The sequence below is a fragment of the Brooklawnia sp. genome, from assembly GCF_049651565.1.
GTDB lineage: Bacteria > Actinomycetota > Actinomycetes > Propionibacteriales > Propionibacteriaceae > Brooklawnia.
The window spans coordinates 1-23,015 of record NZ_JBASCI010000172.1 but is presented as its reverse complement, the minus strand read 5'-3'; the positions used below and the strand labels follow the sequence as shown (position 1 = coordinate 23,015).

Below are 23,015 nucleotides of genomic sequence, written 5' to 3'. Positions count from 1 at the left end.
CGGCTGACCCCACCCCGGGACGCCGAGGTCAGCGGTCGGGGCCCTTGTCCCTGCCGGGCTGCATCGATTCCCAGATCTTCTTGCACTCCGGGCAGACCGGGAAGCGGTCGGGGTTACGGGTGGGAACCCAGACCTTCCCGCACAGCGCCACCACGGGCGTGCCGTTCACCTGGGCCTCGATCAGCTTGGCCTTCGGCACGTAGTGGCTGAACCGCTCCTCGTCGCCGGTCTCGTAGCGCTCCTCGACGCGCTGCTCGGTGATGGTTTCGGAACCCGGGGCCAGTTGACTCATACCGTCTAGTGTGGCACGCGCGAACCAAGGTGCCAGACTGGTCCGGTGACCCAGCCCAGCCCGAGCCAGACCGGACGCCGCCAACCGGCCCTCACGGTCACCCTGCTCGGCGGGGCACTGGCCATCGCCTTCGAGGCCTACGGCACGCTGACCGCGATGCCGGCGGCCGCCGAGGAGCTGGGCCGGCTCGACCTGTACGCGTGGGCGTTCACCGCGTTCCTGATCGGGCAGGTACTCGCCATCGTGCTGGCCGGACGCCTGGTCGACCGGATCGGCCCGGTCGTGCCGCTGGCCGTCGGGGTCGGCATCTTCATCGTCGGCCTGCTCGGGGCCGGGTTCGCCCCGTCCATGGAACTGCTGCTGATCACCCGGTTCATCCAGGGCTTCGGCGGCGGCGCCACCAACCTCGCCTTCATGGTCGTCGTGGCCCAGGCCTACGGCCCCCACGAACGGGCCTGGCTGATGAGCCTGCTCTCGTTCTGCTGGGTGCTGCCCAGCTTCCTCGGCCCGCCGATAGCCGCATGGATCACCACCCAGTTCAGCTGGCACTGGGTCTTCCTCGGCATGGTGCCGTTCCTGATCGCCGTGGTCATCCCGGGCATCGCGCCGCTGTCCCGGCTGCAGCGACAACGAACCGGGCAGGGGGCACCGGCCAACCAGGTGCCGATCTGGGCAGCGTTCGCCGCCGCCACCGGCGCCGCCCTGCTGCAACTGGCGGGGCAGGAACTGGGTTGGTGGGGGCTGATCCCGGCGGTAGTGGGTATCACGGTGCTGCTGGCCGGGTTGCCGGCCCTGATGCCGCCCGGCTTCCTGCGACTGGCTCCCGGCCTCAGCTCGGTGATGGCCACCCGGCTGCTGATCTCCGGTGCGTTCTTCGCCACCGAGAGCTTCCTGCCGCTGCTGCTGATCCAGATGCACGGGTTCAGCCTCGGCGAGGCGGGCCTGTTCATCGCGATCGGGGCGTCCGGCTGGGCGCTGGGCTCGGTGGTGCAGGCGTCGCGGCGGCTGCGGATCCGCCGCGACCAGATCATCCAGCTCGGCGCGGTGCTGATCGCGGCCGGCATGGCGACCGCCACATTCGCCGCCTGGACCACCTCCCACTGGATCGTGCTCGCGGTGGCGTTCGTCGCCGCCGGGCTCGGCATGGGGCTGGCGGTCAGCAGCACCTCGCTGGCCAACATGCAGGTCAGCGCACCCCAGCTGATCGGACGCAACACCTCCTCGCTGCAGGTCGCCGAGGGTCTGGGCAACATCCTGGTCACTGGTGCGGCCGGCGGCATCTTCGCGGCGCTGCTGGACGCCGAGGTGACCGTGAAGTTCACCCCGATCTACCTGCTCGGCCTGGTCGTCGCCGTCCTGGCGGTGACCAGTAGCCTGCGGATCGGCCCGGTCCGCAACGAGTCCGCGGGGGTCGGTTAGCAACCGGGCCGTCGACGGGTGTGGGATGCTTGGCGGCGTGACAGATGCCAACGCCCCCCAACCGCAGTTGCCGCCCGACGGCTGGTATCCCGACCCGGCGACCATCGGGCAGGAGCGCTACTGGGACGGCGCCGCCTGGACCGCCCACGTCCGCCAGGCCGGCGGCCAGGCGCAGCCGACCCACCCGGCGCAGCAATCGTCCTACGGTCAGCAGACCGGCTACCCCCGGCAGGACGACTGGCAGCAGCAGGCCTACGCCGGCTACCCCACCGTCCCCAGCACCGAGGACGGCGTCCCGCTGGCCGGCTGGTGGTCGCGGGTCGGTGCGCTGCTGATCGACTCCCTGGTGCTGACCGTGGTGGTCGGCATCGCCGGCACCCCGTTCTACCAGAGCCTCACCTTCGGTTTGGAGGCCTGGTTCAACGACGCGATGCGGGCCGCCCAGGTGGGCGGGGTGATGCCCGATTACCTCGACCCGCAGTACGGACTGATGCGCCCGATGCTGATGCTGTCGCTGCTCAGCATCGCGGTCAACATCGTCTACTCGGTCGGGCTGCAGATCTGGAAGGGCGGCACGGTGGGCATGCTCGCGCTCGGCATGCGGGTCGTCCCGACCGGCCGGGGCCAGCAGCACCACGGGCTGCCGCTGGGCACCGCGATCCTGCGCAACCTGGCCTACCAGGGGCTCAGCATCCTGTGGCTGGTCTGGCTGCTCAACGTGCTGCTGCCGCTGGCCAACTCGAAGCGGCAGACGCTGCACGACATAATCGCCCGCACGCAGGTCGTCAAGATCCGCTAACGATAGGTTTGCCACATGAGCGCAGGGCCGCGGCTGTTCCACCTGGCAGGGCTGCTGGACATCGCCACCGAATTCTGGGACTGGAAGGGCCGGCACACGAAGGTCTCGGAGGACACCATCATCAAGGTGATGGCCGCGATGGGGGTGCAGGCGACCACCCCCGAGCAGGTCGAGGCCGCCATCGTCGAGCACAGCCTCAAGCCGTGGCGACGCAGCCTGCCACCGGTGGTAGTGGTGCCCGAGGGTGAACAGACCCACGTCGAGGTGCACGTGGTGCACGGCCACCCCGCCCAGATCAGGCTGCGCACCGAGACCGGCGAGGTGCGCTACCTCGGGCAGCGCCAGCACCTGGTGCCGCCCCGCGAGATCGACGGCGTCCTGATCGGCGAGGCCAGCTTCCAGATCCCGCACGACCTGCCCACCGGCTACCACCGGCTGGAGCTGCTGTCGGACGACCGGCAGGCCGACGCCACCCTGATCGTCACGCCCAAGTTTCTCGGGCTGCCCGAGCGGCTGGGCAACCGGCGGGTGTGGGGTTACGCCGCCCAGCTCTACAGCCTGCGATCGCAGGGCTCCTGGGGGATCGGCGACCTGGTCGACCTGTCCGACCTGGCGGTCTGGTCGGCCACCCAGCAGTACGCCCACTACGTGCTGATCAACCCGCTGCACGCCGCCCAACCGGTGCCGCCGATGGACGACTCGCCCTACCTGCCCGCTTCCAGGCTGTTCCTGAACCCGATGTACATCCGGCCGGAGGAGGTCCGCGAGTTCGCCTACCTGGACCAGACCCAGCGTGCCGAGGTGGCCGGGCTGCGGGTCCGGCTGGACGCCGAACTGGTCGGCGAAGACCTGGTGCAGCGCGACCTGTCCTGGCGGTACAAGCGGCAGGCGCTGCAGGTCATCCACCGTGCCGGCTTGCGCCCGGCCCGCCAGATGGCCTTCGACGACTTCCGGCGCCGGCAGGGACGCCGGCTGCGTGACTTCGCCACCTGGTGCATGCTCTGCGAGCACTTCGGCAACGACTGGCGGGAGTGGGACGACGACCTGCAGCGGCCCTCGGCTCCGCGGGTCGCGCAACTGCGCAGCGACTACAGCCACGAGATCGCCTTCCACGAGTGGCTGCAATGGGTGGCCTGGGAGCAGCTCAGCGACGCCCAGCAGTCCGCCGCCGACGCCGGCATGGCGGTCGGCGTGATCACCGACCTGGCGGTCGGGGTGAGCGCCGCGTCCGCCGACACCTGGATGATGGCCGACGTGTACGCCCACCGCATCACCGTCGGTGCGCCGCCCGATGCCTACAACCAGATGGGGCAGGACTGGGGCCAGCCGCCGTGGCGTCCCGACCGGTTGGCCGACACCGCCTACGCACCGTTCCGCAGCATGCTGCAGTCGGCGCTCAGCCACGCCGGCGGGGTCCGGATCGACCACATCCTGGGCATGTTCCGGCTCTGGTGGATCCCTGCCGGCGGCTCGGCCCGCGAGGGCACCTACGTCAGGTACGACCACGACGCGCTGATCGGCATCATCATGCTGGAGGCGCAGCGGGCCGGTGCGTTCGTGATCGGTGAAGACCTCGGCACGGTCGAGCCGTGGGTGCGCGGCTATCTGGCCGAACGCGGCATCCTGGGCACCTCGGTGCTCTGGTTCGAGTACAACGACCAGGGCCAGCCCGTCCCGCCGGAGAAGTGGCGGGAGTACGCGATGGCCTCGGTGGTCACCCACGACCTGCCGCCCACCGCCGGGTACCTGGCCAACGACCACGTCCGGCTGCGCCACGAGCTGGGCCTGCTGACCGAATCCCTCGAGGAGGAGGAAGCGGCCGCCAACCGTGAACAGGACGCCTGGATGCGCCTGCTCGACGCCCGCGGCCTGCTCCGCGACGACGGGGACGATGACGTGGAGACCGCGGTACTCGGCCTGTACCGATACCTGGCGGCCACCAACTCGCGCGTCCTCAACGTCGCCCTGGTCGATGCGGTGGGTGATCGCCGGGTGCAGAACCAGCCGGGCACCTGGCGGGAGTACCCGAACTGGCGGATCCCGCTGTCCGGAACCGATGGCGAGCCGCTGATGATGGAGGACATCTACCAGATGCCCCGCCCCATGCGGTTGGCGGCGGTGATGAACGGGTTCGCGCGGGTGCCGAGCCCGTGGCGCCCACTGGCGCTGGGCCGGGACTGATCGCCGGGCGAACGGGCGGCCGGCACCCGCTGGCCGCCCGGCAGCGCGACGGGGGTCAGAAGGTGACCAGCACCTGCCCGTTCTGCAGTTCCTCGATAACCTGCGGCAGCCGGTCGGCGCTCACCGGTGCCGACAGGTCGGCCAGCACGGTGGTGTGGTAGCCGAGCCGCGCGGCGTCCAGTGCGGTGGCGCGGACGCAGTAGTCGGTGGCCAGCCCGCACACCTGCACCTGCCCGATGCCGTGCCGGTTCAGCCAGTCGTGCAGGGTCTCGCCGTCCTCGGTGCCCCCGATCGTCCCCTCGAAACCGGAGTAGGCGGCCGAGTAGGCACCCTTGTCGAAGATGGCGTGGAACGGCAGCCTGGCCACCGCCGGATGCAGATCGGCGCCCGCCGTGCCGTGCACGCAGTGGCGCGGCCAACTGTCGATGAAGTCGGGGGTGTCGCTGAAGTGCTCGCCCGGATCGATGTGCCGGTCGCGGGTGGCCACCACGTAGTCGATGCCCCAGCCGTCCACCTTCTCCAGGTTGCGGCCGGTGAACGAAGCGATGTTGTTGGCGACCTGGGATCCACCGGTCACCGCCAGTGAGCCACCCTCGCAGAAGTCGTTCTGCACATCGACGACGATCAACGCAGTAGTCATGGCATGAAGCCTATCGTCACAGGTTGGCCGGGGGCTGACCGGCCAGGTAGACGTTGTCGACCGCCTCGCCGCTGGCCTGCAGGTAGACAGTCGGAATGGCCTGCTCGGCGCGGCTGATCCGGCGGCCGCTCAGCGGCAGTTCGGCGCGGGCCCGCTCGTGCCGATCCCGGGCGGCCTGCAGCGGCTCGGCACCCACCACCTCGCCGTTGCGCACCAGTTCGATCAGCACCATCCGGTCGTTGCTGTCGGCGCGGGGTTCGACGTCGATGCCGATCACCTCGGCGGTGGCCTTGCCGTCCTCACCGATCTGGCGCATCACGGTCTTGCGGCCGCCGATGGTGCTCTTGCTGGTCGACCGCTTCGCCACCGGGTGCTGCGGGGCATCTGGGTCGTCGGAGTCGGCCCGGCTGACGATCTTGTACACCATGCCGCAGGTCGGGTGCCCCGAGCCGGTGACCACCGAGGTACCCACCCCGAAGCCGTCGACCGGAGCGCCGCGCAGGGCCGCGATCTGGTACTCGTCCAGGTCGTTGGTGACGATGATCCGGGTGTGGGTGGCGCCCAGCGAGTCCAGCAGCGCCCGCACCCGGTGCACCTCGACGCTGAGGTCGCCGGAGTCGAGCCGGATGGCGCCCAGCCTGCCGTCGGTCAGCCGGACGCCCAGCCTGATCGCCTCGTCCACATCGTAGGTGTCGACCAGCAGGGTGGTGTTGACGCCCATCGCCTCGAGCTGGGCCCGGAAGGCGTCCTCCTCGGTGTCGAAGAGCATGGTGAAGGCGTGCGCCGCAGTGCCACTGACCGGGATGCCCCAGCTGCGGCCGGCCTCCAGGTCGGAACTCGACCCGAACCCGGCGATCCAGGCCGCCCGCGCCGAGGCCACCGCGGCCCACTCGTGGGTGCGGCGGCCGCCCATCTCGATGATCGGGCGTCCCTCGGCCGCCAGCGTCATCCGGGACGCGGCCGACGCCACCGCGGAGTCGTGGTTGAAGATCGACAGCATCAGGGTCTCCAGCAGCACCACCTCGGCGAAGCTGCCCTCCACCACCAGCACCGGCGAGCCCGAGAAGAACAGCTCACCCTCGCCGTAACCGCGGATGTTGCCGCTGAACCGGTAGTCGGCCAGCCACTCGGCCAGCCGGTCGTCGGCGATGCCGCGCTCGCGAAGGAAGCTGATCTCGGCGTCGCCGAAGCGGAACTGCTGGATCGCCTCCAGCGCCCGGCCGGTGCCGGCGACCACACCGTAGCTACGACCGATGGGCAGCCGGCGGGGGAACAGCTCGAAGGTGCAGCGACGAAAGGCGGTGCCGGCGCGCATGGCGGCCTTGATCATGGTCAGCTCATACATGTCGGTCAGCAGCGCGGTCGAGGTCATGGCGTTCACCTTAATCCTCCGCGCTTGGCGGGATGGGCCACAATGGGCACATGGCCAGCGAAGCAACTCCGGTGCGTCCAGCGGGTAACACCGCGGTGGACGAGCGGACGGTCGACCAGACCGGAACCGTACAGCCGTGGGTGACCATCGTGTGGGACGACCCAGTCAACCTGATGAGCTACGTCACCCACGTCTTCAGCAGCTATTTCCACTACTCACGCGAGCGTGCCGAGCGCCTGATGATGCAGGTTCACATGGAGGGCAAGGCGATCGTCTCGGCGGGTGGGCGCGAATCGATGGAGCGGGACGTGCAGGCGATGCACAGCTACGGGCTCTGGGCGACGCTGGACCGGGGCACTTGATGCGTGCCTTCCGACGGCACCGCGGTGTGGTCAATTGCGAGTTCGAGGACGCCGAGCTCGACCTGCTGCAGGGCCTGCTCAGCCAGCTGATCGAACTGCTGCTGGCCGACCTGCCGGGCGGCAACGGGCCGGGCACCCAGCGGCTGGTGCCGGCGTCGTCGAACGACGACGTCTTCGTCCGGCTGGAGCGGGAGATGAACTTCTACGGCGGGGAGTACTTCGCCGACGAGCCCACCCTCGACCCGGTGCTGCAGCGGCTGTTCCCCGATCCCTATCCCCACGACCCGGCGGCCAGCCACGACTTCCACCGGTTCACCCGCGCGGCCCAACTCGACGACAAGGTGGCCGCCGCCCGGGCCATGCTCGGTGACCTGCAGAGTGTCCTCGACGGCGGGTACTGTTCGATCCCGCAGTCCCACGTGACTGCCTGGCTCAAGACCCTGACCAACGTCCGGCTGGCACTGGCGGTGCGGATGAATATCTCCGATGCCGAGGACGCCGAGCGGGTGGCCGAGCTGCCCGACGATGATCCGCGCAGCTGGCTCTACTCGATCTATGAATGGCTCGGCTGGGTGCAGGAGTCGCTGCTGGTGGCCCAGGAATAGAGTGGGTCGGGTGAGTGATGCCGCGCAACTGCCGATCGGGATCTTCGACTCGGGTTTCGGCGGGCTGACCGTCGCCCGGGCAATCGTCGACCTGCTACCCCACGAGGACGTCATCTACTTCGGCGACACCGCCCGCACCCCCTACGGTCCCCGTCCGATCGCCGAAGTGCGCGAGTACACCCTGCAATGCCTGGACTGGCTGGTCGAACAGGGCGTGAAGATCCTGGTGATCGCCTGCAACACCGGCTCGTCCGCGGCGCTGCGGGACGCCCGGGAACGTTACGACCTGCCCATCGTCGAGGTGATCCTGCCGGCCGCCCGCAAGGCGGCCGCCACCAGCCGGGATCGGCAGGTCGGGGTGATCTGCACCCAGGCCACCGCCACCTCGCGCAGCTACAACGACGCGCTGGCGGCGTCCCCGGTGCGGGTGGTCACCCAGGTCTGCCCGCTGTTCGTGCCATTCGTCGAGGAGGGCATCACCACCGGGGACGCGCTGATGGCGGTGGCGCAGGAGTACCTGACCCCGCTCAAGGAACAGCAGGTCGACACCCTGATCCTGGGCTGCACCCACTACCCGCTGCTGTCCGGCGTGATCAGCTACATCATGGGCGACGAGGTCACCCTGGTCAGCAGCGCCGACGAGTGCGCGCGGGCCACCTTCGCGGTGCTGCAACGCCGCGGTCTGCTGCGCGACGCCGGACGCCGGGCGGTCCGCCGGTTCGTCACCACCGGCAACCCGGAACGCTTCGAGGGGCTGGGCAGCCGACTGATGGGCGGCTTCGTCAGCGACGTTCAGCAGGTGGAGGTGGGCTGCTGAGGTTCCACTGCTGCGCCGGGCCGTCGGCCCGGGTGGCGTCCTGCGGGCCGCGGGACGGGCGTTCGAAGACCAGTTCGACCTGGTCGGTGGGCAGCCGCACCATCTGCGCCAGCCGCCAGCCCTCGGCGGCCCTGGCCCTGATCACCTCGTGGTAGTTGGGCTGGGGTTTGCCCAGAATGCCGAACGTGATGGTGGCGAAGTCGTACTCGAAACCTGGCCCCGTCGATGGCGCGCTCATCGCTGTGGCCATTGCTGGGAGCCGGCATCGGCGCTCGACCGGTCGCGGGGACCACTGGCGGGGCGCTCGAAGATGATCTGGAGTTGCTGCGCCATGCCGGAGGAGTTCGGCGGGATGTAGATCTGGCAGAACCGCCAACCCTCCCCGGCACGACGCGCGATGACCTCACCCGGCTCGACGGCCGGCACCCAGCGAAAACCGCGGGTGACCATCTCGATGGTGTCGATCACGTACTCGTACATGCACCGAGGCTACAAGGCCCGGCTGGCGATCTCCTCCAGTACGTGCACGTAGGTGCGTCCGGTGGCCCTGGTCATGCCGAGCTCGCAGGTCCGGTTGCACGACAGGTACAACTGGGCGTCCAGCTCCGCGACCGCAGCCGCCTCGTCGGCAGTGGCGGACGCCGTCAGCTCCTCGTGCAGCAGCCCCCGGTCACCGGCGAACGCGCAGCACCGCCAGCCGTCCGGGACGACCACCTGGTCGGCGACCAGCCCGGCCAGCACGATCAGCGCATCGTTGCTGCCCAGCCGGGTGCTGGAGCACGTCGGGTGTACCACGGCCAGCTTCTCGCGCGGCAGTTCGGGCAGCTTCGGCGCGATCTTCTGGGCCGCGAAGGTGGTGGCGTCCAGCACGGTTGCGTTCTCCACACCCTGGTGGCGCAGCGCGATCTGGATGCCCTCGGTGCAACTGACGTTGTCGCAGATGATCGGCAGCTCCCAGTTGTTGGTGGCCTCGCCGAGGACTCGGGCCAGCCGGGCGTCCATGTGCTTCTCACCCGACAGCATGCCCTTCGACTTCCAGGGCGTGCCGCAGCACAGCGAGCCGATCTCGTCCGGCACCTCCAGCCGCACGCCGGCCCGGTCGGCCAGCCTCAACAGGGCATGCCCGACACCCTTGCTGCCGTCCTTGCCGGAGGCGAACATGGTGCCCACGCAGGCCGGCATGAAGACAGCCTCGGGGCTGCTGCTGTGCTGCGGTCGGCGCACCTCGCCGCCGGGGGGCAGCTCGGCGGACAGGGTGGGGATCAGGTCGGCGCTGGTCACCTTGCGGGCGACGCCCAGCACACCCCGCACCAGCGGGGTGGGCACCTTGTCGACCACCGTCATGCCCACCGAGGCGACCCTGGTGAACGGGTCCCAGACCCGGGCGGCCTGCTTCCAGGCGAAGTCGAGCACCTTCGGCGCGGCCTCCGCGCGCAGGTTGCGGACCAGGTCGCCGGTGTTGATCTGTACCGGGCAGGCGGTCTGGCACATGCCGTCGACGGCGCAGGTCTGCACCACCGAGTAGCGCTGGTCGCGCTCCAGCTCGGCCACCAACGCGGCGTCGCCCTCAGCCTGGGCCTGGGCGATGGCCCGCTGCACCACGATCCGCTGCCGCGGGGTGGTGGTGAGGTGCTGGCTTGGGCAAACCGGTTCGCAGTAGCCGCACTCCACGCAGTCGTCGATCACCGGACGCACCGGGTTGGTCCGCTTGATGTCCTTCAGGTGCTGGTCGGGGTCGTCGGTCAGTACCGAGCCCGGGTTCAGGATGCTGGCCGGGTCGCATGACCGCCTCACCCGCCACATGGCCTGGTACAACTCGTCGCCGTACTGCCGCTGCACGAACGGGGCCATGATGCGACCGGTGCCGTGCTCGGCCTTCAGGGTGCCCTGCCGATCAAGGACCAGCTGGACCATGTCCTCGGTGAAGTCCTCGTAGCGCTTCATCGACACCGGGCCGTCGAAGTCCTCGGTGACCAGGAAGTGGATGTTGCCGTCCTTGGCGTGCCCGAAGATCACCGCGCCTTCGTAGTTGTGCTTGTCGAACAGCACCTGCAGCTCGCTGCAGACGCTGCCCAGCCGCTCCATCGGTACCGCCACGTCCTCCAGCAGGGCCGCGGTGCCCTTGGGACGGTTCCAGGCGATCTTGGTGTACAGGCCCTTGCGCATGGTCCACATCTGCTCCCGGCGGGCCGGGTCCTGGGTCATCTCGGGGTCGGCGTAAAGATCGAAGTCGGCGAACCGGGCGAAACCTTCCCGGGAGCGGTCGGCCAGTTCGTCATCGGTGTCGCCCTGGTACTCCACCAGCAGGCTGGCCTGGCCGGTCACCTGCAGGTTCGCCGGCAGCACAGACCTGGCGTCCTCGCCCATCGCGAGGATGGACGCCGAGTCGAGCAGCTCGACCACGTCGGCGCCGCTGTTGACCAGCACCGGCAGGGCGTCGGTCGCTGCCTCCATGGAGTTGAACAGCAGGAAGCCGGTCGCCGTCTTCGGACGAACCGGCACGGTGCGGAAGGTGGCCTCGGCGACGAAGCCCAGCGTGCCTTCGCTGCCGACCATCAGGTGCTCGAGGATCTTCACCGGTTCGTCGAAGTCGATGAACGAGTTCATACCGTAGCCCATGGTGTTCTTGATCGACCACCGGCGGGCGATGTCGGCGGCCATCTCGGGACGCCGCAGCTGGTCGCGCACCTGTTCCAGGGTGGCCACCAGCTCGGGCTCCGCCGAGCGCAGCAGTGCGTCGGCGTCCGGGGCGCCGGTGTCGACCACCGTGCCGCTGGGCAGCACGACCACCATCGACTCCACGGTGCGGTAGGTGTTGGCCGTTGTCCCGCAGGTCATGCCGGAGGAGTTGTTGGCCACCATGCCGCCGATCGTGCAGGCGATCTCACTGGCCGGGTCGGGGCCGAGCTTGTAGCGGTACCGAGCCAGCCGGGAGTTGACCTGTCGGACGGTGGCGCCTGGCTGCGTGCGGACCCGTGCGCCGTTGTCGAGGACCTCGATGTCGCGGAAGTGGCGGCGCACGTCGAGGGCCAGGCCCTTGGCCATCGCCTGCCCTGACAGGCTGCTGCCGCCGCCGCGAAGCGTGAGCGGCCAGCCGGCCCGCACGGCCAGCGCCATGGCCAGACCAACTTGAGCTGCGGTGCGCGGGCGGGCCAGCGCCTGTGGCACGGCAAGGTAGTGGGACGCGTCCACCGAGATCGCGAATCGATCGAGGGCGCGGGTGGTCACTTCGGTGTCGGAACCCAGTGCGGCGGCCAGTTCCTCGACGGTGGCCATTGGGACGTCGGTCAATTGGGTGCGGGAGCTGATGACAGTCATTGGCGGTTACTCCTGGTCGCATTATTGGTTAGACCATAGTTCACCACGCGCCCGCGTGGAACCCCCGGGGGGTGGGTCCGGCTCAACTCGACATCGGCAGGATCGTGTACGCGTAGCGGATGTGCTCCTCGATCACGTCGGCCGCGCGGGCGGCGTCGCGGCTGGCGACGGCCTCGAAGATGCGGCGGTGCTGACGGATCAGGTCGCGCCGGAAGGCCGGATAGTCGGGCAGCCGGAGGCTGGCCTCCCGGATCGGCACCGCGAGCGCCTGGCGGACCGCGGTGGTCAGCACGATGACGAGCTGATTGGCGCCGAGTTCGGCGATGCCGACGTGGTAGGCGGTGTCGAGCCGGTTGAACTCCTCGATCCCCATCTGCGGATCCTCCATGCTGCCCAGCAGGTCACCCAGCCGCGCCAGGTCGTCGGCGTCGGCATTCGCCGAAGCCAACTCCACATTGCGGCGTTCCAGCATGACCCGGGCCTCGACCACGTCGTCGATCGGGAACTGGGACAGTGCGACATGCATCTGCAGCAGCTTGGCCAGCGCGGGGGAGGGCCGGTCGGCGATCCTGGTGCCCGACTGCGGGCCCGCCCCGACCTGGGAGGTCACCAGGCCCTGGGCCTCCAGGGTGCGCAGCGCCTCCCGGACCGCGGTCCGGCTGACACCGAGCAGTTGGGCCAGTTCGCGCTCGGGCATCAACGTCGAGCCGACGTGCAGTTCGCCGGCGAGGATCTGCTGCTCGATGTGGTTGCGAACCACCTCGTAAGCCTTCACGTGGCCTCCGTTCGGCGGGCGGGTGTTGGCCAATTCAACCATGGCGGCGGGGCGCCGGGAAGATCTTGACAACGGTCAGACCTTTCGGAACTATGGTGCCCAAACTCAATCCGCCTCGCGACACAATGGAGTTCCGCCGATGCAATTCCAGCCCGATCTCGCGCCCCTGAACGGCAACCTGACGTTGTCGGCACTGGTGGCACTACTACCGCTCCTGACGATCTTCGTCACACTGGGCGCCCTGCGCTGGAAGGCGCACTGGGCCGGCCTGACCACAGTTGCGGTCGCCATCCTGGTCGCGATCTTCGCCTACCAGATGCCTGCTGACCTGGCCCTGCTGTCGGCCACCCAGGGCTTCGCCTTCGGCATCTTCCCGATCACCTGGATCGTGCTCGCCGCGATCTGGATGTACGAGCTGACCGTCGAGTCGGGCCACTTCGAAGACCTGCGGTCCGCGTTCCACGTCATCTCCGAGGACCCGCGGATCCTGGCCATCCTGATCGCCTTCTGCTTCGGCGGCCTGATGGAGGCCCTGGCCGGCTTCGGCGCCCCGGTGGCGATCACCGGCGTGATGCTGATGTCGATCGGCTACCCGCCGCTGCGCGCAGCGATCACCGTCCTGCTGGCCAACACCGCCCCGGTCGCGTTCGGCGCCATCGCCACCCCGATCATCACCGCCGGCAACCTGACCGGCATCGACTACAACTTCATCGGCGCCATGGTCGGCCACCAGACCCCGTTGCTGGCCTGGTTCGTGCCGATCCTGCTGGTGCTGATCGTCGACGGCAAGCGCGGCGTCCGCGAGGTCTGGCCGGCCGCCCTGGTGATCGGTGTCAGCTTCGCCGTCGCCCAGTGGATCAGCGCCACCTACCTGTCGGTCGAGCTCACCGACATCGTCGCCGCCCTGGTCGGCGCCGCCGCCGGCGTGGTCTTCCTGCAGTTCTGGAAGCCCAAGGGCACCGAGGAGGCCGCCCAGCGTCTGCTCGACATGAAGACCACCGAGGCCGCCTCCGGCTACAACAGCACCACCATCGTGGAGAACAAGGCCGTCCAGACCGTCACCCGCAACAAGGTCGGCATGGCGCTGTTGCCCTACATCCTGGTCATCGCGATCTTCACCGTCGCCAAGCTGGTGCCCTCGGTCAAGACCTGGCTGGCCACCACCGACATCAAGATCCCCTGGCCCGGTCTGTGGGACGGCGACACCGCGCGCATCCTCACCGGCGCCGGCGATCCGAACATGAGCACCATCTACAACTTCCCGTGGCTCAGCGGCCCGGGCAGCCTGATGCTGATCACCGGCATCCTGGTCGCCATCGTCTACCGGATGCACCCGATGACCGCCATCCGCGTCTTCGGCCGGCAGGTGTACAAGATGCGCTGGACGTTCCTGACCATCGGCTCGATGCTGGCCATCGCCTACGTGATGAACTTCTCCGGCCAGACCATCACCATCGGTTACTGGATCGCCGGCACCGGCGCAGCGTTCGCGTTCCTGTCACCGATCCTGGGCTGGATCGGCACCGCCGTCACCGGTTCGGACACCTCGGCCAACGCCCTGTTCGCCACCCTGCAGCAGACCGCCGCCGAGAACATCGGTGTCGAGCCCACCCTGCTGGTCGCGGCCAACACCTCCGGCGGTGTGGTCGGCAAGATGATCAGCCCGCAGAACCTGGCCATCGCCGCGAGCGCGGTCGGCCTGGTCGGCAAGGAGTCCGACATCCTGCGCAGGTGCCTGCCCTGGAGCCTCGGCCTGCTGGCGTTCCTCTGCCTGATCATCGGGCTGCAATCCACGCCCGTCCTCGGCTGGATGATCCCGACCCCGTAAGCTGGACGAACACCTCAAGGAGGAGGTCATTCATGACTGCCACTAGCACCCGAAGAGGTCTGAAGGTGGCGCTGTTCGCCACCTGCGCGAACGACGTGATGTTCCCGCAAACCCCGATCGCCACCGTGCAGCTGCTGGAGCGGCTCGGCTGCCAGGTCGAGTTCCCCCTCGAGCAGACCTGCTGCGGGCAGATCTTCACCAACACCGGCTACTACGACGAGGCCATGGGTTCGGTGAAGAACTACCTGAAGGCGTTCGAGAGGTACGAGCACATCGTCGGGCCGTCCGGGTCGTGCGTCGGCTCGGTGCGCCACCAGCACGAGATGCTGGCCAGGCGGGACGCCGGCGACGCGATCGGCGACCGGGTGGCCGCGGTGGCCGCCCGCACCTACGACATCAGCGAGTTCCTGGTCGATGTGCTGGGCGTCACCGACGTGGGCGCGTACTTCCCGCACCGGGTGACCTACCACCCGTCCTGCCACTCGTTGCGGATCGCGAAGGTGGGTGACAAGCCGCTGCAGTTGCTCAAGGCGGTGCGCGGCATCACCCTGCTCGACCTGCCCAGTGCCGATCAGTGCTGCGGCATGGGCGGCACCTTCTCGCTGAAGAACCCGGACATGTCGGTCGCCATGGCAGGTGACAAGGCACGCAACGTCGCCAGCACCGGGGCCGAGTACCTGGTGGCCGGCGACAACCTGTGCCTGCTGAACATCTCCGGCGTCCTGAACAGAACACGGGCCGGCGTCAAGCCGATCCACCTGGTCGAGATCCTCGCCCAGACCGAAGGGGGCAACTGATGAGCACCGACACCGGACGGCAATCCCGGGCCGGCCAGCAACCGGAGCAGGAGCGCCGCACCCCGGCACCGCCACCCGGTGAGCTGATCGACTCGCCCCGGTTCCAGGTCGCGGTCAAGGCGGCGCTGGCCAACCAGCAGCAGCGGGCGAACCTGCGGCACGCCACCACCACGATCCGCAACAAGCGGGCCCGGGTGGTCGGCGAACTCGACAACTGGCAAGACCTGCGCGAAGCCGGCGAACAGATCAAGACCCGGGCCGGCCGCCACCTGGACGACTACCTGCTGCAGTTCGAGGAGAACTTCACCAGGGCCGGCGGGGTGGTGCACTGGGCCCGGGACGCCGAGGAGGCCAACCGGATCGTCATCGACCTGGTCAGACAGACCGGCGAGGACGAGATCGTCAAGGTCAAGTCGATGGTCACCCAGGAAATCGACATGAACGAGGCACTGGAGGAGGCCGGGATCGCCGCCTGGGAGACCGACCTGGCCGAGCTCATCGTCCAGCTGGGTCACGACCGGCCAAGCCACATCCTGGTGCCGGCGATCCACCGCAACCGGGCCGAGGTGCGCGAGATCTTCCTGCACGAGATGGGCCGCTACGGCACCCCCGCCCCGGAAGGGCTGGACGACGAACCGGCCCACCTAGCGGCGGCCGCCCGCATCCACCTGCGCAACAAGTTCATGCGGGCCCAGACCTCGACCTCGGGCGCCAACTTCATCGTCGCCGAGACCGGCTCGCTGGTGGTGGTCGAGTCCGAGGGCAACGGCCGGATGTGCCTGACGTTGCCGCAGACCCTGATCTCGGTGGTAGGCATCGAGAAGATCGTGCCGACCTTCGAAGACCTGGAGGTCTTCCTGCAGCTGCTGCCGCGCAGCTCCACCGGCGAGCGGATGAACCCGTACACCAGCATCTGGACCGGCGTCACCCCGGGCGACGGCCCGCAGTCGATCCACGTGGTGCTGGTCGACAACGGCCGCACCAATGCACTGGCTGACCCGGTCGGACGGGCCGCGCTGCGCTGCATTCGCTGCTCGGCCTGCCTGAACATCTGCCCGGTCTACGAACGCGCCGGTGGCCACGCCTACGGCTCGGTCTACCCGGGTCCGATCGGTGCCATCCTCAACCCGCAGTTGCGGGGCACAGCGTCCGAGATCGACCGGTCGCTGCCGTACGCGTCCAGCCTGTGCGGTGCCTGCAACGAGGTCTGCCCGGTCAGGATCCCGATCTCAGACCTGCTGGTGCACGAGCGGCACCGGGTGGTGGAGGCGAAGAAGGCCGACCCACCGCACCTGCCGAAGACCGCCGAACCGCAGTTGATGAAGGCGGCGTCGTGGGTGATGGACGACCACAAGCACCTGGAACTGGCCGGTCGCGGCTCGATGGCCGCCTCGGCGGTGCTGGGCAGACTGCTCGGCGTCCAGAAGTTCGGTGCGATGCCGGCGCCGCTGTCGCGCTGGACCAGCGCACGGGACGTGCCGATGCTGCCCGACCAGACCTTCCGCCAGTGGTGGAAGAAGAACCGAGGAGACCACAAGTGAGCGCGAAGGAAGAGATCCTCTCCCGGGTGCGGACGGCGCTGCGCGACGTACCGCCCGGTGACATCGAGACCGACAGCCCGGTCGCCTGGCGGCACGGGCAGCCCGTCGACGTCGGCCGCGACATCGTGGAGCTGTTCGCCGAGCAGGTCGCCGACTACAAGGCGGCCGTGGTGCAGTGCCCGGCCGACGAGGTGCCGCAGGCCATCGTGGACGCGTTACAGGCCGCGAAGGTCGGCTCGGTGGTCGCCCCGCCCGGGATCGAGCAGAGCTGGCAGGACGCCATCGCCGCGTCCGGCATCCGGCTGGTGGTCGACCGGCCGGACGCCCCGCTCAGCAACATCGAACTCAACGAGATCGACTCGGTGGTCACCGCGGCCGCGGTGGGCGCAGCCCAGACCGGCACCATCATGCTCGACCACACCGCCGACCAGGGCCGCCGCGCGCTCAGCCTGGTGCCCGACGTGCACGTCTGCGTGGTGCGGGCCGACCAGGTGGTGTCTGCGGTGCCGGAGGCGGTGGCCCGGTTGAAGCCGGCGGTGCTGGCAGGGCAGCCGCTCACCTGGATCAGCGGCGGCAGCGCCACCAGCGACATCGAACTCAGCCGGGTGGAAGGGGTACACGGTCCCCGCACGCTGCACGTGATCATCTCGCAGTGATCGCCGATCGGCGAGGGTCGGCGGCTGGATATCGACGGCTGAGTAAGCTCGGCATCGTGCCCGAAACCATGCGAAACGATGGCCGCCGTCCCGACCAACTACGCGGGGTGAAGTTCACCCGTGGCTGGCTCGACCACGCCGAGGGATCGGTGCTGGTCGAGTTCGGCCGCACCCGCGTCCTGGTGGCCGCCTCGGTCACCGAAGGTGTGCCGCGCTGGCGCAAGGGTTCCGGGCTCGGCTGGGTGACCAGCGAGTACGAGATGCTGCCGCGGGCCACCAACACCCGCAGTGACCGGGAATCCCGCCGGGGACGCGTGGGCGGGCGCACCCACGAGATCAGCCGGCTGATCGGCCGCTCGCTGCGCGGCATCATCGACTACACCGCGCTCGGCGAGAACACCATCGTGATCGACTGCGACGTGCTGCAGGCCGACGGGGGCACACGCACCGCGTCCATCACCGGCGCCTACCTGGCCCTGTCGGACGCCGTCGACTGGCTGCGCGACCGCAACGCCCTGGTCGGCGAACCGCTGACCGGATCGGTGTCGGCGATCAGCGTCGGAATCGTCGACGGGGTGCCGATGCTCGACCTCAACTACGCCGAGGACGTCACCGCCGAGGTCGACATGAACATCGTCTGCGCCGGCACCGGCGAGTTCATCGAGGTGCAGGGCACCGCCGAGGGCGCCCCGTTCAACCGCGATCAGCTCAACCAGTTGCTCGACCTTGGCCAACTGGGCTGCGCGGAGCTCACCAGGTTGCAGCAGGACGCCTTGTCAGGTGGCGGGCTGAAATGACGACACGGCTGCTGTTGGCCACCCAGAACGCCAAGAAGCTGGCCGAACTGCGCCGGATCCTCGCCGAGCAATCGCTGGACATCGAGGTGGTCGGCTGCGGCGACGTCGAACCCTATCCAGAGCCTGCCGAGACCGAGTGGACCTTCGAGGGCAACGCGCTGATCAAGGCCCGCGCCGGCGTCCAGCACACCGGGTTGCCGACCCTGGCCGACGACTCCGGGTTGTGCGTGGACGCCCTGAACCAGATGCCGGGGGTGCGGTCGTCCCGCTGGGCCGGCCCCGACCAGGAGGACATCGCCAATCTGGAACTGGTGCTGCGCCAGATCGACGACGTGCCGGACGACCGGCGCACCGCCCGGTTCGTGGCCGTGATGGCGCTGGCGCTGCCGGATGGCCGCGAGTTCACCACCCGGGGTGAGATGCCCGGCCGGATCACGCACGCCGCCAAGGGTGCCCGGGGGTTCGGCTACGACCCGATCTTCCGGGCCGACGAGCAGCCGCCGTCCCCGATCGCACGGCCCCGCACCAACGCCGAGCTGACCGCCGAGGAGAAGGACGCCATCAGCCATCGAGGCAGGGCGTTGCGGGCCATGGTGCCGGTGCTGCGCGAGGTGCTGGTCGAGACCGGGCAGGAGGCGAGCGCGTGAAGCAGTATCTGGATCTGCTGCAACACGTCCTCGACAACGGCATCCACAAGGACGACCGGACCGGCACCGGCACCCGCAGCGTCTTCGGTTACCAGTTGCGGTTCGACCTGCAGGCCGGCTTCCCGCTGCTGACCACCAAGAAGGTGTACACCAGGGGGATCTTCGGCGAACTGCTGTGGTTCCTGCGCGGGTCGACCAATGTCGCCTGGCTGCACGAGAACAACGTGCACATCTGGGACGAGTGGGCCGACCCCGAGACCGGCGAACTGGGGCCGATCTACGGCTACCAGTGGCGCAGTTGGCCGGCCCCCGACGGCAGCCACATCGACCAGATCGCCCAGGTCATCGAGTCGATCAAGGCCAACCCCGACTCCCGCCGACACATCGTGTCGGCCTGGAACGTCGGGCAGATCCCGCAGATGGCGTTGCCGCCCTGCCATGCGTTCTTCCAGTTCTACGTCGCCGACGGCCGGTTGAGCTGCCAGCTCTACCAGCGCTCGGCGGACCTGTTCCTGGGGGTGCCGTTCAACATCGCGTCCTACGCCGCGTTGACGCACATGATCGCCCAGGTCTGCGACCTCGACGTCGGCGACTTCGTGCACGTCTTCGGCGACGCCCACATCTACGACAACCACCTCGACCAGGTCACCGAGCAACTCAGCCGCGAACCGCGGCCGCTGCCCAGGCTGTGGCTGAACCCCGACGTCCGCCAGATCGACGCCTTCACCCTCGACGACATCAAGGTGCTCGACTACGACCCGCACCCGCCGATCAAGGCGCCGGTGGCGGTCTGAGCGGAAGATCATGAAACTCATCGCCATCGCGGTCGTGGCCAGCAACCGGGTCATCGGTGACGGCCACGACCAGCCGTTCAAGTTCCGGGAGGACTTCGCCCGGTTCAAGCGGGTCACGATGGGCCACCCGCTGATCATGGGACGCCGCACTCACGACATCATCGGCCTGCTGCCAGGCCGGCCCAGCATCGTGATCACCCGGCACCCCGAACTGGTCCACTTCCCCGCCGACGAGGACGGTCGGCCCCGCGGTCACGCCGTCAGCTCGGTCGACGAGGCACTCGAGGTGGCGTCCCGGCTGGACGACGTGGTCTACGTCATCGGTGGCGGCCAGGTCTTCCAGCAGTTCTGGTCAAGGCTGGACGAGCTCGACATGACCGAAGTGCCCGCGGCGGCCGAGGGAGACGTGCTGCTGCCCGAGATCGATCCGGCGGTCTGGGTCGAGGTCTCCCGGAACCGGCGCGAGGAGTTCGACTTCGTCCACTATCGGCGCAGGCAGGAGCAGGCATGAGGATCAACCTGGCGGTCGGCGATCAGGCCCGGTTCAGCAAGACCATCGGGGAATCGGACGTCTACCTGTTCGCCGGCATCACCGGCGACCTGTCGCCCAACCACATCGATGAGGAGTACGGCCGCACCACCGCGTACGGGGGCCGGATCGCGCACGGCATGCTGGTGTTGAGCTTGGCCTCGGCCACCTCCACGATGATCCAGGCCAGGGCCGGCCAGGCGTGCGTCAGCTACGGCTACGACCGGGTACGGTTCATCGCCGGCGTGCTGATCGGCGACACCCTGACCGTCACCTACACCATCACCGCCGTCGACCACGAGCAGGCGAAGACGTTCGCGTCGATCGAGATCCGCAACCAGCGCGATGAGTTGTGCGCGGTGGCCACCCACATCCTGAAGTTCTTCGACGCGCCGTTGGGCTGAGGACGGCATGCGGGCCACCCCGTCGATCCTGCACCTTGACCTGGACGCGTTCTACGCCTCGATCGAGCAGCGCGACAAGCCCAGTCTGCGCGGCAAGCCGGTCGTGGTCGGCGGTATCGGTGGCCGGGGAGTGGTTGCCACGGCCAGCTACGAGGCGCGGGTCTTCGGCGTCCGCTCGGCGATGTCGACCGCCGAGGCCAGGCGGCGGGCACCGCATGCCGCCTACCTGGCCGGCCGGTTCGACGCCTACCGGCAGTCCAGCCGGATCGTGATGGCGCTGCTGCGCGAGCTCAGCCCGGTGGTCGAGCCGCTGGGCCTGGACGAGGCGTACGTCGACCTGGCCGCCGGTGGCCTGGGAACCGATGAGCCGGCCGGCCTGGTCGATCTGGTCACCGGGCTGCGCGCCGAGGTGGGCCGGCGCACCGAGGGGCTGCGGGCATCGGTGGGTGTCGGGTCGAGCAAGTTCATCGCAAAACTGGCGTCCGAGACCGCCAAACCCGATGGCCAACTGGTGGTGCCGGCCGGCGCTGAGCTGGAGATGATCTCGCCGCTGCCGGTGCGGGTGGTGCCGGGGGTCGGCCCGGCGACCATGGACCGGCTGACCCGGCTGGGCATCGCCACGGTGGCCGACCTGCAACGGGCCAGCCCCAAGGAGCTGGTCCGTGAGCTGGGCCAGGCGGCCGGCACGGTGCTGCACGAGCTGGCGTTCGCGCGCGACGACCGACCGGTGCAGCACGTCCGTGAGGCGAAGTCGATCTCGGTGGAGGACACGTTCGCCACCGACCTGGTCGACCCGGCCGAAATGGTCGCGGTGATCGAGCGGGACGCGGCCACCGTCGCCGAACGGCTGCGGAAGACCGGGTTGTTCACCCGCACGGTCAGCATCAAGGTCAGGCTCGGTGACTTCACCACCTGGACGCGCTCGCGCACGCTGGACGGCGCGACCGATTCAACCGAGCGGATCCGGGCCGTCGCCAGGGGCCTGCTGGCTGGCCTGGAAACCCCCGGTGGGGTGCGGTTGCTCGGGGTCGGGGTCGGCAACTTCACCGCTGCCGCGCAGGAGGAACTGTTCTGGGCCGAGGACGAACCGAGCAGCGTGGACGAGCAGGTGGTTCGGTCGGTGCCGGCAATGCGGCGGCGGTTCGGTGCCGAGCGGGACTGGCTGCCCGGGATGGAGGTCGAGCACGACTTGCACGGCCGCGGCTGGGTATGGGGTGCCGGCCACGGCGTGGTCACTGTCCGCTTCGAGACCCGGCTCACCGGGGTCGGGCCGGTGCGCTCGCTGCCGGCCGACGACCCCGGGCTGCGCCCGGCACCGCTGCTGCCGATGGCCTGGCAGTTGCCCCAGGACGCCGATCACTGACCTGGTGGGCCGCCCGGCGGGATCAGTGCCTGCCGGCCCACGCCAGACCCACCCAGCGTTCTTCGACCGCGGGAATTCCGGAAACGGCACGCTCGATCGCCAATCCAGGCCGTTGAATCGCTGAAACCGGATTCTGGCGTGCCCGAACCGGAAATCCCCTGCGCAACCCTGCCCCAGCGCGCCCTGTCCCTGGCCGTACTCACGGATTACCATCAGGGAATGAGGACCGCGATCGATGAATACCTGGATGGGTTCGCCGGGCCGCAACGCGAACTGATGGCCGAACTGATCACGCTGGTCCGCGAGCTGGTGCCCGAGGCCGGCGAGAAGATCTCCTACGGGCTTCCCACGTTCACCCTCAACGGCAACCTCGTGCACGTCGGGCCGGGCAAGAACCACGTCGGCTTCTATCCCGCACCCGACGGGGTCCGCTTCGCGGCCGCCGAACTCGACGAGATGGGGCTCAGGTACAGCAAGGGTGCCATCCAGTTGCCGCTGGACCAGCCGTTGCCGCGCGAGTTGATCGCCAGGATTGTCCGGTTCCGGGTGGCCCAGCAACGCGATTCGGCGACCTGATCTGCCGTAGCGTGACCACATGGAACAACTGAACAGCAGCAAGGTCTGGCCGTACCTCTCCACCGCCGCGTGCGCGGTGGCCGGCTCGATCGTGACCGACCCCAAGAGCGACTGGTACAAATCCCTCGACAAGCCGGCCTGGCAGCCGCCCGGCTGGCTGTTCCCGATCGTCTGGACCGCGCTGTACGCAGACATCGCGGCGACTGCGATGCAAACCGTCCGCGAACTCGAGAACGACGGGAGCACCGACGAGGCTGAAGAATACCGGCGGGCCCACCTGGTCAACCTCGCCCTGAACTTCGGCTGGAGCGCGCTCTTCTTCGCGGCCAAGCGTCCGGTGCTGGCCGCGGTTGAGGCGGCCGCCCTGGCGGTCAGCTCGTGGGACCTGGTGCGCCGGGCCGGGTCGGTCCGCCGCCAGCGCGGCTACCGGTTGGCGCCCTACGGGCTGTGGTGCAGCTTCGCCGCGGTGCTGTCGACCGAGATCGCCCGGCGCAACCGCGGCC

At 69.1% G+C, this 23,015-nt stretch carries 25 protein-coding genes; 18 read left to right on the top strand and 7 right to left on the bottom strand.

All coding sequences use genetic code 11. From position 1 onward, the window contains the following. Positions 1-28 precede the first annotated feature (28 nt). Positions 29-292: a DUF3039 domain-containing protein gene (locus WBL05_RS07900; protein WP_424225016.1), complete on the bottom strand. Its 264-nt coding sequence runs from the start codon at positions 290-292 to the stop codon at positions 29-31. Between the two features lie 45 nt (positions 293-337). Between WBL05_RS07900 and WBL05_RS07895 the strand changes: the two genes are divergently transcribed. The 3 genes from WBL05_RS07895 to malQ are packed head-to-tail and all read left to right on the top strand — an operon-like array spanning position 338 to position 4,691. Beyond that, on the top strand, positions 338-1,711 hold the full coding sequence (locus WBL05_RS07895) for an MFS transporter (protein WP_424225014.1): 1,374 nt from the start codon (positions 338-340) through the stop codon (positions 1,709-1,711). A gap of 37 nt (positions 1,712-1,748) precedes the next feature. Further along, on the top strand, positions 1,749-2,510 hold the full coding sequence (locus tag WBL05_RS07890) for an RDD family protein (protein WP_424225012.1): 762 nt from the start codon (positions 1,749-1,751) through the stop codon (positions 2,508-2,510). Between the two features lie 15 nt (positions 2,511-2,525). Continuing rightward, positions 2,526-4,691, top strand: coding sequence for a 4-alpha-glucanotransferase (gene malQ, locus WBL05_RS07885; protein ID WP_424225010.1), 2,166 nt, complete (start codon positions 2,526-2,528; stop codon positions 4,689-4,691). 55 nt (positions 4,692-4,746) lie between these two features. Here the strand turns inward: malQ and WBL05_RS07880 are convergent, their stop codons facing one another. Next, positions 4,747-5,331: an isochorismatase family protein gene (locus WBL05_RS07880; protein ID WP_424225008.1), complete on the bottom strand. Its 585-nt coding sequence runs from the start codon at positions 5,329-5,331 to the stop codon at positions 4,747-4,749. A 16-nt stretch (positions 5,332-5,347) separates the two neighbouring features. Then, on the bottom strand, positions 5,348-6,718 hold the full coding sequence (locus WBL05_RS07875; RefSeq protein WP_424225038.1) for a nicotinate phosphoribosyltransferase: 1,371 nt from the start codon (positions 6,716-6,718) through the stop codon (positions 5,348-5,350). A 35-nt stretch (positions 6,719-6,753) separates the two neighbouring features. Here WBL05_RS07875 and clpS point away from each other — a divergent pair, with 35 nt between their 5' ends. From clpS to murI, 3 genes are read left to right on the top strand one after another with little or no spacing between them, the layout of a single operon-like run. Beyond that, positions 6,754-7,065, top strand: a complete 312-nt coding sequence (gene clpS, locus WBL05_RS07870) for an ATP-dependent Clp protease adapter ClpS (protein WP_424225006.1) — start codon at positions 6,754-6,756, stop codon at positions 7,063-7,065. Then, the gene (locus WBL05_RS07865) at positions 7,065-7,670 is read left to right on the top strand and encodes a DUF2017 family protein (RefSeq protein WP_424225004.1); all 606 of its coding nucleotides are present in this window, start codon (positions 7,065-7,067) and stop codon (positions 7,668-7,670) included. The genes clpS and WBL05_RS07865 overlap by 1 nt, the downstream gene beginning before the upstream one ends. Positions 7,671-7,680: 10 nt before the next feature. Next, positions 7,681-8,487 carry a glutamate racemase gene (gene murI, locus WBL05_RS07860; RefSeq protein WP_424225002.1) on the top strand — a complete coding sequence of 269 codons (807 nt, stop codon included), beginning with the start codon at positions 7,681-7,683 and terminating at the stop codon, positions 8,485-8,487. On the opposite strand, the gene WBL05_RS07855 is transcribed toward murI, so the two are convergent. From WBL05_RS07855 to WBL05_RS07840, 4 genes are all read right to left on the bottom strand, one after another. Continuing rightward, entirely contained in the window at positions 8,453-8,725 is a 273-nt protein-coding gene (locus WBL05_RS07855) for a DUF4177 domain-containing protein (protein ID WP_424225000.1), read from the bottom strand. The genes murI and WBL05_RS07855 overlap by 35 nt on opposite strands. After that, positions 8,722-8,967, bottom strand: coding sequence for a DUF4177 domain-containing protein (locus WBL05_RS07850; protein WP_424224998.1), 246 nt, complete (start codon positions 8,965-8,967; stop codon positions 8,722-8,724). Before WBL05_RS07850 ends, WBL05_RS07855 begins: the two co-directional genes overlap by 4 nt. A gap of 9 nt (positions 8,968-8,976) precedes the next feature. Next, positions 8,977-11,805 carry an FAD-binding and (Fe-S)-binding domain-containing protein gene (locus tag WBL05_RS07845; protein WP_424224996.1) on the bottom strand — a complete coding sequence of 943 codons (2,829 nt, stop codon included), beginning with the start codon at positions 11,803-11,805 and terminating at the stop codon, positions 8,977-8,979. 82 nt (positions 11,806-11,887) lie between these two features. Continuing rightward, positions 11,888-12,580 carry a FadR/GntR family transcriptional regulator gene (locus WBL05_RS07840; RefSeq protein WP_424224994.1) on the bottom strand — a complete coding sequence of 231 codons (693 nt, stop codon included), beginning with the start codon at positions 12,578-12,580 and terminating at the stop codon, positions 11,888-11,890. 139 nt (positions 12,581-12,719) lie between these two features. Here WBL05_RS07840 and WBL05_RS07835 point away from each other — a divergent pair, with 139 nt between their 5' ends. The 12 genes from WBL05_RS07835 to WBL05_RS07780 all read left to right on the top strand — a co-directional run. Further along, complete coding sequence (locus tag WBL05_RS07835; RefSeq protein WP_424224992.1) at positions 12,720-14,408, top strand: L-lactate permease; 1,689 nt, start codon at positions 12,720-12,722, stop codon at positions 14,406-14,408. Between the two features lie 32 nt (positions 14,409-14,440). Beyond that, entirely contained in the window at positions 14,441-15,205 is a 765-nt protein-coding gene (locus WBL05_RS07830; protein WP_424224990.1) for a (Fe-S)-binding protein, read from the top strand. Next, complete coding sequence (locus tag WBL05_RS07825) at positions 15,205-16,746, top strand: lactate utilization protein B (protein ID WP_424224988.1); 1,542 nt, start codon at positions 15,205-15,207, stop codon at positions 16,744-16,746. Before WBL05_RS07830 ends, WBL05_RS07825 begins: the two co-directional genes overlap by 1 nt. Then, a complete protein-coding gene (locus WBL05_RS07820; RefSeq protein ID WP_424224986.1) occupies positions 16,743-17,402 on the top strand; it encodes a LutC/YkgG family protein in 660 nt (219 codons plus the stop codon). The genes WBL05_RS07825 and WBL05_RS07820 overlap by 4 nt, the downstream gene beginning before the upstream one ends. Positions 17,403-17,470: 68 nt before the next feature. Beyond that, complete coding sequence (gene rph, locus WBL05_RS07815) at positions 17,471-18,199, top strand: ribonuclease PH (protein WP_424225037.1); 729 nt, start codon at positions 17,471-17,473, stop codon at positions 18,197-18,199. Next, positions 18,196-18,846 carry an RdgB/HAM1 family non-canonical purine NTP pyrophosphatase gene (gene rdgB / locus WBL05_RS07810; RefSeq protein ID WP_424224984.1) on the top strand — a complete coding sequence of 217 codons (651 nt, stop codon included), beginning with the start codon at positions 18,196-18,198 and terminating at the stop codon, positions 18,844-18,846. The genes rph and rdgB overlap by 4 nt, the downstream gene beginning before the upstream one ends. Continuing rightward, positions 18,843-19,640, top strand: a complete 798-nt coding sequence (locus WBL05_RS07805) for a thymidylate synthase (RefSeq protein WP_424224982.1) — start codon at positions 18,843-18,845, stop codon at positions 19,638-19,640. Before rdgB ends, WBL05_RS07805 begins: the two co-directional genes overlap by 4 nt. Positions 19,641-19,650: 10 nt before the next feature. After that, positions 19,651-20,151, top strand: coding sequence for a dihydrofolate reductase (locus WBL05_RS07800; protein WP_424224980.1), 501 nt, complete (start codon positions 19,651-19,653; stop codon positions 20,149-20,151). Next, complete coding sequence (locus WBL05_RS07795; protein WP_424224978.1) at positions 20,148-20,573, top strand: MaoC family dehydratase; 426 nt, start codon at positions 20,148-20,150, stop codon at positions 20,571-20,573. The genes WBL05_RS07800 and WBL05_RS07795 overlap by 4 nt, the downstream gene beginning before the upstream one ends. Positions 20,574-20,580: 7 nt before the next feature. Further along, positions 20,581-21,936, top strand: a complete 1,356-nt coding sequence (locus tag WBL05_RS07790; RefSeq protein WP_424224976.1) for a DNA polymerase IV — start codon at positions 20,581-20,583, stop codon at positions 21,934-21,936. 219 nt (positions 21,937-22,155) lie between these two features. Beyond that, the gene (locus tag WBL05_RS07785) at positions 22,156-22,512 is read left to right on the top strand and encodes an iron chaperone (RefSeq protein WP_424224974.1); all 357 of its coding nucleotides are present in this window, start codon (positions 22,156-22,158) and stop codon (positions 22,510-22,512) included. 19 nt (positions 22,513-22,531) lie between these two features. Then, positions 22,532-23,015 (top strand): TspO/MBR family protein (locus WBL05_RS07780; protein ID WP_424224972.1); only part of this gene is annotated, 484 nt, incomplete at its 3' end.

Excerpts from the sequence above, each read along its gene's own strand:
- WBL05_RS07900 (WP_424225016.1), bottom strand. The coding sequence starts at position 292 with ATGAGTCAACTGGCCCCGGGTTCCGAAACCATCACCGAGCAGCGCGTC.
- malQ (WP_424225010.1), top strand. The coding sequence starts at position 2,526 with ATGAGCGCAGGGCCGCGGCTGTTCCACCTGGCAGGGCTGCTGGACATC.
- WBL05_RS07880 (WP_424225008.1), bottom strand. The coding sequence starts at position 5,331 with ATGACTACTGCGTTGATCGTCGTCGATGTGCAGAACGACTTCTGCGAG.
- clpS (WP_424225006.1), top strand. The coding sequence starts at position 6,754 with ATGGCCAGCGAAGCAACTCCGGTGCGTCCAGCGGGTAACACCGCGGTG.
- WBL05_RS07865 (WP_424225004.1), top strand. The coding sequence starts at position 7,065 with ATGCGTGCCTTCCGACGGCACCGCGGTGTGGTCAATTGCGAGTTCGAG.
- WBL05_RS07855 (WP_424225000.1), bottom strand. The coding sequence starts at position 8,725 with ATGAGCGCGCCATCGACGGGGCCAGGTTTCGAGTACGACTTCGCCACC.
- WBL05_RS07850 (WP_424224998.1), bottom strand. The coding sequence starts at position 8,967 with ATGTACGAGTACGTGATCGACACCATCGAGATGGTCACCCGCGGTTTT.
- WBL05_RS07845 (WP_424224996.1), bottom strand. The coding sequence starts at position 11,805 with ATGACTGTCATCAGCTCCCGCACCCAATTGACCGACGTCCCAATGGCC.
- WBL05_RS07835 (WP_424224992.1), top strand. The coding sequence starts at position 12,720 with ATGCAATTCCAGCCCGATCTCGCGCCCCTGAACGGCAACCTGACGTTG.
- WBL05_RS07830 (WP_424224990.1), top strand. The coding sequence starts at position 14,441 with ATGACTGCCACTAGCACCCGAAGAGGTCTGAAGGTGGCGCTGTTCGCC.
- WBL05_RS07825 (WP_424224988.1), top strand. The coding sequence starts at position 15,205 with ATGAGCACCGACACCGGACGGCAATCCCGGGCCGGCCAGCAACCGGAG.
- rph (WP_424225037.1), top strand. The coding sequence starts at position 17,471 with ATGCGAAACGATGGCCGCCGTCCCGACCAACTACGCGGGGTGAAGTTC.
- rdgB (WP_424224984.1), top strand. The coding sequence starts at position 18,196 with ATGACGACACGGCTGCTGTTGGCCACCCAGAACGCCAAGAAGCTGGCC.
- WBL05_RS07800 (WP_424224980.1), top strand. The coding sequence starts at position 19,651 with ATGAAACTCATCGCCATCGCGGTCGTGGCCAGCAACCGGGTCATCGGT.
- WBL05_RS07795 (WP_424224978.1), top strand. The coding sequence starts at position 20,148 with ATGAGGATCAACCTGGCGGTCGGCGATCAGGCCCGGTTCAGCAAGACC.
- WBL05_RS07790 (WP_424224976.1), top strand. The coding sequence starts at position 20,581 with ATGCGGGCCACCCCGTCGATCCTGCACCTTGACCTGGACGCGTTCTAC.
- WBL05_RS07785 (WP_424224974.1), top strand. The coding sequence starts at position 22,156 with ATGAGGACCGCGATCGATGAATACCTGGATGGGTTCGCCGGGCCGCAA.